This is a genomic window from Streptomyces beihaiensis (assembly GCF_026274175.1).
In the GTDB taxonomy this organism is placed as follows: Bacteria; Actinomycetota; Actinomycetes; order Streptomycetales; family Streptomycetaceae; genus Streptomyces; species Streptomyces beihaiensis.
Window position 1 is genome coordinate 1 of sequence record NZ_JAPHNL010000116.1, and the last position, 9,320, is coordinate 9,320.

Here is a 9,320-nt window from a genome sequence, read left to right on the forward strand (position 1 = left end):
GTGTGCTCTTCCGATCTGACCGGCAACCGCGCCGATGCTCCTCAGATCGTCGCCGCGTCGATCACGAAGCGGTAGCGGACGTCCGAGTTCAGGACGCGCTCGTACGCCTCGTTGACCTCGGCCGCCTCGATCAGTTCGATCTCGGCGCCCAGGTTGTGCTCGGCGCAGAAATCGAGCATCTCCTGGGTCTCGGCGATGCCGCCGATCATCGAACCGGCGAGGGTCTTGTTGCCGCCGATGAGCGAGAAGAGGTTGAGCGCGATCGGCTCCTCGGGGGCGCCGACGTTGACCAGGGCGCCGCCCGTCTTGAGCAGGCTCAGGTACGCGCCGAAGTCCAGGGGCGCCGACACCGTCGAGAGAATCAGGTCGAAGGTGCCCGCGAGCTCCTGGAAGGTCTTCTCGTCGCTGGTGGCGTAGTAGTGGTCCGCGCCGAGCTTGAGCCCGTCGTCCTTCTTGCGCAGCGACTGGGAGAGGACGGTGACCTCGGCGCCCAGGGCGTGCGCGATCTTGACGGCCATGTGGCCGAGACCGCCGAGACCGACGACCGCGACCTTCTTGCCGGGGGCCGCGCCCCACTGCTTGAGCGGGGAGTACGTGGTGATGCCGGCGCACAGCAGCGGCGCGGCCACGTCGAGGGAGAGGCCGTCGGGGATGCGCACGGTGAACGCCTCGTCGACGACGACCTGCTGCGAGTAACCGCCGTAGGTGGGCTCTCCGTCCCTGCCGATGCCGTTGTACGTGGGAACGTTCCCGCGCTCGCAGTGCTGCTCGAACCCGGCCTTGCAGCTCGCGCACTCCCGGCAGGAGTCGACCATGCAGCCGACGCCGACGCGGTCGCCGACCTTGAACTTCGTCACACCGGGGCCGACCTCGGTGACGACGCCCGCGATCTCGTGGCCGGGCACCATCGGGAAGATGCCCTCGCCCCACCCGTTGCGGGCCTGGTGGATGTCGGAGTGGCAGATACCGGCGAACTTGATGTCGATCAGTACGTCGTGCTCGCCGACGGCCCTGCGCTCGATGGTGGTGCGCTCGAGGGGGGCCTTGGCGGTGGGCGCCGCGTAGGCGGCGACAGTGGTGCTCGTGGTCATGGCCACCAGCCTGCCTGCTCGTCGAGGGTTTACCCAGGTCACCGTCTTGCGTACGTCCCGTGGTCCTACCACTGGCGGGGACAGGCTCCTGGTCGTACGAACGGGAATACTTGAAGCATGCACGACGCCACGGACCACGCCACGGACGACGAACGGGATCCGGCCGCCGGACTCGACCGGCGGGCCGAGCTCAGCGAGTTCCTGCGCAGCCGCAGGGCCCGGCTCCAGCCGCGGGACGTGGGGCTCACCCCGGTGGGGCGGCACCGGCGGGTTCCGGGGCTTCGCCGCGAGGAGCTGGCGCAGCTCGCGGGGGTCTCGGTGGCGTACTACACCCGCCTGGAACAGGGCAACGGGCGCAATGTGTCGACGGAGGTGCTCGACGCCATCGCGCGCGCCCTGCGCCTGACCGCCGCCGAGCACGCCCACCTGACCCACCTGGCCAAACCGCAGCCCCAGCGCAGACGCAACCGGGCGGCGGCGCGGCGCCAGCAGGTGCGGCCGGAGCTCGGGCAACTGCTCGAATCGCTCGATGCGGTGCCCGCGTACGTGGTCGGGGCGCGCTCGGACATCCTGGCCTGGAACCGGATGGCGGCGGCGCTCTTCGGCGACTGGTCGCGGCTGCCGCGCGCGGAGCGCAACTGGGCGCGACTGACCTTCCTCGACCCGGTCTCCCGTGAGCTGTTCGTCGACTGGGAGTCGAAGGCGACGGACATGGTCAGCTATCTGCGCCTGTACGCGGGCCGGAACGCGGAGGATCCGGAGCTGTCGGCCCTGGTGGGTGAACTCTCCGTCAAGAGCGAGGAGTTCCGGCGTCTTTGGGCGACGCACGACGTGAAGGAGAAGGGGCACGGCGTGAAGCGGATGCGCCATCCGCTCGTCGGCGACCTCGGACTCGCGTACGAGACACTGCACCTGCCGGACGACGACGGCCAGTCGCTCGTCGTCTACCACGCGGAGCCGGGCTCGGCGTCGTCGGACGCGCTGCGGCTGCTCGCCAGTTGGGGCGTGGGCGCGGGTGACGTGCCCGGCCCCCCGCCCGCCGCGGGCCTGGCGGGGGACGACAGCCACGCACCGGAGCGCGGCGGCCGTACGGACCCCGGGCGCTGAGCCTCAGTCGGGCTCCGGCGCGGCGGCCTACGGCCTCGCCGGACGCGGCGGCACGGTTGTGCCCGGGCGGGCAGGGCCGGGCCAAGGGGTGAGCGCGGTCCCGCTGCCCGTGATCTCCGGAACAGCTGCCCGTGATACCGGGGCCCCTGCCCCGTGATACCGGGGCCCCTGCCCGTGATATCCGAAACAGTCGACAAAGGTACCCCTGGGGGTATTATCGAGCGTACGGAACGACCGACCCGGCGAAACCGTGCCGGGCAGGAGGGAATCAACCATGTGCCGTCGAGTGACATGCGGCAAGTGCGGCAAGGCCGGCTATGCCGGTTGCGGGAACCACGTCGACCAGGTGCTGGCCGGCGTGCCCAAGGCCCAGCGGTGCAGCTGCCCGCCGGAGCCGAAGCGGTCGTGGTGGCCCTTCGGCGGGCGCTGAGAACGGCACCCGGCGGACCAGGAGGAACGGCACGCGCGGCATCGCGGCGAGACTCGCGGCCCGCCGGTGCCCCGCCCCCGCCCTCCTGCTCCTACCCCCGAGGTAATCGCTCTCCGGCGACCGGACCGGCACGATCGGACACGTGAAGGCCACAGGCCCCTGTCCCGGCCCCGGCCCCGGCTCTGGCCCTCGACCGGGTCCTGGCCCGGGTCCTGGCCCTGACCACCGGAGTGCCCCGACCACCGGAGGAGACCGCCACCATGACCGCGTACGCCATCGCCGTCCTGCGCCCCGCCCCGCCGCTCCACCCGGACGTCTACACGTACATCGAGCTCGTCCAGTCCACGTTCGAGCCGTACGGCGGCCGGTTCCTCGTGCACGGCACGCCCGGCGAATGGGTCGAGGGCGGCGCGCTCGGAGACATCGTCCTCGTCGAGTTCCCCGACCTCGACCGCGCCCACGCCTGGTACGCCTCCGACGCCTACCAGGCGATCCTCCCGATGCGCGCGGACAACATCCCCGGTGAGCTGGCCCTTCTCCAGGGCGTCCCGGACGACTACGCGGCCGGGACCACGGCGCGGGCGATGCGACGGGCTGCCGGGAGCGGCGTGTCGCCGTCGTGAACACGTTTCATCACGCGGACCGGAACGGCCACGACCACTGTCAGTGCCCCCTGGCAGGATGCCCCGCATGACACCGTTGCTTCTGGCAGACGTGGAGCGAGCGGTTCGCCGCGGTTGGAGCGCCGAGACGTGCACGCCCGAGTTCCGGCCGCGCTGGACCGAGGAGAATCCGGCCCGCGACCAGTGCGGGGTGACCGCCATGGTGGTCAATGACCTGATGGGAGGCGAGCTGATCCGCGGAGAGGTGCATGTCGACGGAGTACGTGTGGACTACCACTGGTGGAACCGCCTCGGCATGGGCCTCGAGATCGACCTCACCCGCGAACAGTTCGGTCCGCGGGAGACCGTCACCGAAGGCGTCGTGATCCCTCGCCCGCCGGTGACCGAGTGGCGCAGGCTGCGCGAGGAGTACGAGCTTCTTCGCGATCGAGTGCTGGGCGAGCTCGGCCTTCCGCGCAAGGAGGCGGACAGCCACCGCGCGATGACGTCTTGACCCTCACACCGTGTCAGGCGGTCGACTCGGAGACATCATGTTCACCATCGGAGACTTCGCCCGGCACGGCCGCGTCTCGGTCCGGATGCTGCGCCACTACGACGCGACCGGACTGCTGCGCCCGGCCCATGTCGACCCCGCCAGCGGCTACCGCCACTACACCGCGGTTCAGCTCGCCCGCCTCAACCGGATCGTCGCGCTCAAGGACCTGGGATTCACCCTCCGGCAGGTCAGGGACATCGTGGACGACAAGGTCGGCGCGGAGGAGCTGCGCGGCATGCTGCGGCTGCGGCGGTCCGAACTGGAGACCGCGATGTCAGCGGCGCGAGCGCGGCTGGTCCAGGTCGAGGCGAGGCTGCGAGCGATCGAGAGTGAGGGGCACATGCCCAGCAATGACGTCGTCCTCAAGAGCATCACCGCGGTCCGGGTCGCGGAGCTGACCGGCACCGCCGCCAGTTTCGAGCCCGAGGACATCACTCCGGTCATCGTGCCGCTCTACGAAGAACTGTTCCGGCAGCTGGACTCGGCGGGCATCGCCCCGGCGGGTCCCGGCATCGCCTACTACGAGGACGACCCGCAAGGCGGCGGCGCGATCACCGTGCACGCCGCCGTCCAGGTCTCCGTCCCCCTCCGGGCCCCTGCCGCTCCCGAGGACGGTTCCTTCCGCGTCCACGACCTGCCGCCCGTCGACCAGGCGGCGACGATCGTGCACCGGGGCTCGATGGACGCCGTGATCCCCACCGCGCAGACCCTGGCCCGCTGGGTCGACGCCCACGGCTACCGGTTGACCGGACACCCCCGCGAGATCAACCTGGAGTGCCCCGACAACCGTGACGACTGGGTGACGGAACTCCAGGCACCGGTCGTACGGGTCTGACCCCCGCCGAGACCGTACCCCCGGTGGGCATCGCACACCGGGCCCGCCGGTAGCGTGGCCGGGGCGAGGGGCCTGCGAAAGGCCCGGGCCCTCGATCGTGGACAGTGGATAGGTCAGAGATGTCGTTCACCAAGCTGAGTGACCGCAGCGGTCACAGGGCTCCCCGCGGCCGTTTCCGTACCGTCGTCGCCGCGCTGGCCGCGACCGTCGCCCTGAGCGTGTCGGTCAGCGCGTGCGGCGGCGGCGGTGGCGGCGGCGGTGGCGGCACGTCGTCCGACGGCAAGATCGCGGCGCCGGCCCAGGACGTCGGCACGCGGCTGAGCGGTACCGTGCCGGCCGACATCCAGCACCTGCCGCTGACCGACCAGAACGGCAAGAAGACCGACCTGGCCGCCTTCAAGGGCAAGATCCTGGTCGTGAACGACCTGATGACGCTCTGCCAGGAGACCTGCCCCCTGGACACCGCCGACATGGTGCGCACCGCCCAGCAGGTCACCAAGGACCACCACGCCTCCGACGTCGAGTTCCTCTCCATCACCGTCGACCCCGAGCGCGACGACCCGGCCCAGCTCAAGGCGTACCGCAAGCTGTTCGCGCAGGCGCCGCCCGACTGGACGCTGCTGACCGGCAGCCCGGACACGATCGCCAAGCTGTGGAAGTACTTCGGCGTCTGGACGAAGAAGGTGCCGCAGGACAACCCGCCGCCCAAGAACTGGCGGACCGGCAAGACCCTCACCTACGACGTCGAGCACTCGGACGAGCTCTTCTTCCTGGACCGCAGCGGCCACGAGCGCTTCCTCATCGAGGGCACCGCCCACGTCGCCGACGGAACGCTTCCCAGCACGCTGCGGCACTACCTCAGCGACAAGGGCGTCAAGAACCTCGAACACCCGAACGGCGACGCGTGGACCGTGCCTCAGGCGCTCCAGACGCTCAGCTGGCTCCTCCAGCACAGACTCGCGGCGCCGTCGGGCTCCTCGGCGGCCGGCTGAGCGCCTTCCTCGGACGCACCTGTCCGCCGCACCTGTCTGCCGCACCCTTCTCCCGCACCTTTCTCCCGCACCTCACCCACCTGACGCACCATTGCGCGGAACCACGGGCGAGGAGCAGAGTAGGGCCGATTTTGCGCCTGAGCTCTGGGCACCTCGGTACATCAAGTGACGCGCCACACGCGCTATCCGAGAGGTGAGGCATGAGGCACAGAACCACCATGCTCCTGGCCACAGCGGCGGTAGTCGTACTCGCGACCCCGGCCCTGGCGGCATCCCGACCCTCACTCAGCACCGTGTCCGGCCCCAGTCCCTACGCGGACTGCACCCTCGGCGGGCCCGGCACCAACTACACCGGGGCCGAGGTGGAACCGTTCGTCGCGGTGAACCCGGCCGACCACAAGAACCTCGTCGGCGCCTGGCAGCAGGACCGCTGGCGCGACGGCGGAGCGCACGGCCTCGTCGCCGGATCGTCCACGGACGGCGGAAAGACGTGGACCACCACCCCGCTGCCGTTCAGCGCCTGCGCACCGGGCGGGCCGCGCTACACCCGCGCCTCGGACGCCTGGGTCTCCATCGGCCCCGACGGCACGGTCTACGCGAACGCCATCTCCTTCGACGAGACCGACAACGACAACGGGGTCTTCGCCGCCACTTCCACGGACGGCGGAAAGACCTGGAAGAACCTCGCCACGGTCGACGAACACACCGGTACCACCCAGTACTTCGACGACAAGAACTCGATCACGGCCAACCCGGGCGAGGCGGGCGTCGCGTACTCGGTGTGGGACACCCTCGTCTCACCGAACGCCAATCCGTACGCCGACGCGCACGCCTCCGCGTACACCGGCCCCGGCTACTTCTCCCGGACGACGGACGGCGGAAAGACCTGGTCCAAGCCGAAGGCGATCTTCCCGACGGGCGAGCGCAGCCAGACCATCGGCAACCGCGTCGTCGTCGACCCGCGCCACCCCGACACGCTGTACGACTTCGCCAACTGGATCGTGCGGCCCAACACCCCCAACAGCGAACACGACCAGCTCGCGTTCGTGAAGTCGACCGACGGCGGCGCCACCTGGTCCGCGCCCAAGGCGATAGCCGACATGAACGTCGTGGGCGTCGCCGACCCGAACACCGGGGCGGCGGTCCGCACCGGCGACATCATCCCCGAGGCCGCGGTGGGCCCGGACGGCTCCCTCCACCTCGTCTGGCAGGACGCGCAGTTCAGCGGCGGCGCGTACGACGAGATCGGCTACACCACGTCCCGCGACGGCGGCGCCACCTGGTCGGCCCCCAGGCGCGTCAACACACCGACCGGCAGCCCCGCTTTCACGCCCTCGGTGGCCGTCTCGTCCAACGGCACGGTCGGGGTGACGTACTACGACCTCCGCGGCCTCAAGCCGGGCGACACCACCACTGTGCCGACGGACTACTGGTTCACCAGCTCGTCCGACGGAGGAAGAACCTGGGGCGGCGAGAAGCGCCTGGGCACCACCTTCGACATGACCGCCGCGCCCACCGCCGGCGGCTACTTCACAGGTGACTACGAAAGCCTGGACACCGCGGGCACGACCTTCGTGCCCTTCTTCGTCCGCACGAACTGCGCGCCCGGCTCCACCACACCGTGCGACACGGCTGACCGCACGGACGTCTACTCGGCCACCATCACGCCGTAACGGCCGCCCCGGGGTGAGCCGCTCCAGCCGTCGGCCGTGGCCACGCCGATGGGGCAACTCACCCCGGTACCGCCGATCCTTCACTGCCATGTCCCCCGTCGTGGTGGTCGGCTTCCGGACGGGCGTGCATGCCCGCCCACCGACGGCAACGGGTGAAGGCCCGCACCCGAAAGCACCCCACCGGCAAGTACGGCCCGAACGCGGGACGCCCCCCCACAAGGCCCAGAACTGCACCGTCCGCACCACCGCCGCGTTCTTCGCCCATGGCCTCAAAAGCCGCTCATGGCCCTGACGCAACGGTGCTGAGGCCCCAGCACGTGGTGACGAGGGGGCGGCCCTCACCACGGCGCGCGCGGCCCGAACGGTTCGAAGAACATGACGTCCAGCGGATGCAGGCCCTGTCCGGTCACACCGGGGAAGCCGGATTCGGCGGGGCCGCCGCGCAACCACGTGAGCAGGGTCGTCGTGAAGTCGCCCGGCAGGGGCGGTCCTTGGTCCGAGTGGCGTGGGTTGACGGCTACGCGCCATGTCTCGGGCGGGCCGTCCGCGCACCAGCCGATCTGGTCCCCGTCGATCGTCGAGGCGAACGGCAGGAAGCCGCCGGGCTCGGGCCACGCGGGCATCGGGTAGCACTGCGGGTGGGCGGCGCGCAGTTGGCGGTATCCGTCAAGCATGCCCTCGACGGTGGCCGCGAGCCCCTGCTCCCGTGGTCGGTCCAGGGACAGTGGGGCGCTCATGTCCAGCCACCAGCTCCAGTTGCCCGCCCCGTACCGCTCCGCGAGCGCCACGAAGTCCGGCGGCAGCCGGGTGCCGAGACGCTCGAAGACCTGCTCCCATGTGCCCTCGCCCAGATACGGCTCCAGGGGCGGTGGAACCAGCGCCATGACGGAGCCGAGGCCCGAGCCCTCGGTGAGCGCCGCGTGCTGCCGCGCGTCCACGGCGGTGCCCGCAGGCGGTGGCGACCAGGGTGCGGCCCCGGCCAGCGGTGGCCACACTCGTATCTGTGAGGGCAGTGGGCCCAGCAGCCCGCCGGGCTCGCCCGGGTGCGGCACGCCGGCGCGCAGCAGCGTGAACAGCAGCTCAAGGAACGGGACTTCGTAGTCCACCCAGGGCTCGCTCACTCCGACTGCCACGTGCGTGGTCATGAGCGTGACCGGCCACGCGTCGGGGTCGTCCGACGCGCCCGTGTCCCAGAACAGGTGGTCGCCGCTCCTCGTCGTGGCGAAGGCGAGCAGGCCGCCCTCCTCGGGCAGGAAGGGGCGCCGACGCGCGGTGAACATGCCGGGCCGGATCGCCGAGTGCCGGTGCGTCTCGACGATCCACGCCGCGTACTCGAAGTGGCCGTCGATGCTGACGCACGGGGGGTGCAGCCGGATCGCCGCACCCGGCCCGCCTATCTCGACCGCACCGTACGCCGACACCAGCGCCTTGTAGTCGCCGGGCAGCGGAGTGCCGAGCCAGCCCTCGACCGCTGTCCAGTCGACGGCGGGCGCCGGGCCGGGCGGCGGTCCGACGAGATCTGTGAACGCGCTGATCCGCGCAGAGTGATCCATGGAGCCGAGGATGACATCCCCCACCGACATCGAGACCGGGACCTGGCACCGCTCGGGGTCTGACCCGCCCACTGACGGACGCTTCGGCTGCCCTCGGGTTGAATCGCTCGGCTCCCGGGCAGTGCCACAGTGCGCGTGACCGGCCGGGCCACCGCGGCCTCATCGCCTCGCCCAACTCCTTGCCCCGCAGATCACAGGGTTGACGTAACGGCGTTGCACGATACGGGCAATGCTGATCAGCGGGTCACGCGGTGCCACCAGGGAGTAGAACCAGTCGTCGGCGGCGTCCGTTCGGCGCGGTCACGTCCGCCTTACTGATCGTTTCAAGACAAGATCAGCCTGTTGGCTCGCGCTGGATGGTCTTTGCGGGCAGGCTCTGCGTGGTGACTGCGGATCTTGTGCCCGTTGACTTCTCCCCCTCCTGAAGGAGGGGGATTCTCACGGCTCGCGCCGTGATGCTTTCTGCTTCGTCGCCGACTGC

At 70.6% G+C, this 9,320-nt stretch carries 8 protein-coding genes; 6 read left to right on the plus strand and 2 right to left on the minus strand.

What is annotated here, in order from left to right; genetic code table 11:
• Positions 1–41 precede the first annotated feature (41 nt).
• Positions 42–1,091 (minus strand): NAD(P)-dependent alcohol dehydrogenase, encoded by a 1,050-nt coding sequence (locus tag OFY01_RS13105; protein ID WP_266599473.1) that lies wholly within the window; start codon positions 1,089–1,091, stop codon positions 42–44.
• Positions 1,092–1,208: 117 nt separating this feature from the next.
• On the opposite strand from OFY01_RS13105, the gene OFY01_RS13110 reads away from it, so the two are divergent.
• From OFY01_RS13110 to OFY01_RS13135, 6 genes are all read left to right on the plus strand, one after another.
• Positions 1,209–2,198 (plus strand): helix-turn-helix domain-containing protein, encoded by a 990-nt coding sequence (locus OFY01_RS13110; protein WP_266599475.1) that lies wholly within the window; start codon positions 1,209–1,211, stop codon positions 2,196–2,198.
• 690 nt (positions 2,199–2,888) lie between these two features.
• The gene (locus OFY01_RS13115; protein ID WP_266599477.1) at positions 2,889–3,251 is read left to right on the plus strand and encodes a DUF1330 domain-containing protein; all 363 of its coding nucleotides are present in this window, start codon (positions 2,889–2,891) and stop codon (positions 3,249–3,251) included.
• A gap of 67 nt (positions 3,252–3,318) precedes the next feature.
• Positions 3,319–3,744, plus strand: coding sequence for a YunG family protein (locus OFY01_RS13120; RefSeq protein WP_266599479.1), 426 nt, complete (start codon positions 3,319–3,321; stop codon positions 3,742–3,744).
• A 37-nt stretch (positions 3,745–3,781) separates the two neighbouring features.
• Positions 3,782–4,621 carry a MerR family transcriptional regulator gene (locus tag OFY01_RS13125; RefSeq protein WP_266599481.1) on the plus strand — a complete coding sequence of 280 codons (840 nt, stop codon included), beginning with the start codon at positions 3,782–3,784 and terminating at the stop codon, positions 4,619–4,621.
• A 119-nt stretch (positions 4,622–4,740) separates the two neighbouring features.
• Positions 4,741–5,613, plus strand: a complete 873-nt coding sequence (locus tag OFY01_RS13130) for an SCO family protein (RefSeq protein ID WP_266599483.1) — start codon at positions 4,741–4,743, stop codon at positions 5,611–5,613.
• A 200-nt stretch (positions 5,614–5,813) separates the two neighbouring features.
• Entirely contained in the window at positions 5,814–7,286 is a 1,473-nt protein-coding gene (locus tag OFY01_RS13135) for a sialidase family protein (protein ID WP_266599485.1), read from the plus strand.
• Between the two features lie 338 nt (positions 7,287–7,624).
• Here the strand turns inward: OFY01_RS13135 and OFY01_RS13140 are convergent, their stop codons facing one another.
• Entirely contained in the window at positions 7,625–8,839 is a 1,215-nt protein-coding gene (locus OFY01_RS13140; protein WP_266599487.1) for an SMI1/KNR4 family protein, read from the minus strand.
• Between the last annotated feature and the right edge of the window lie 481 nt (positions 8,840–9,320).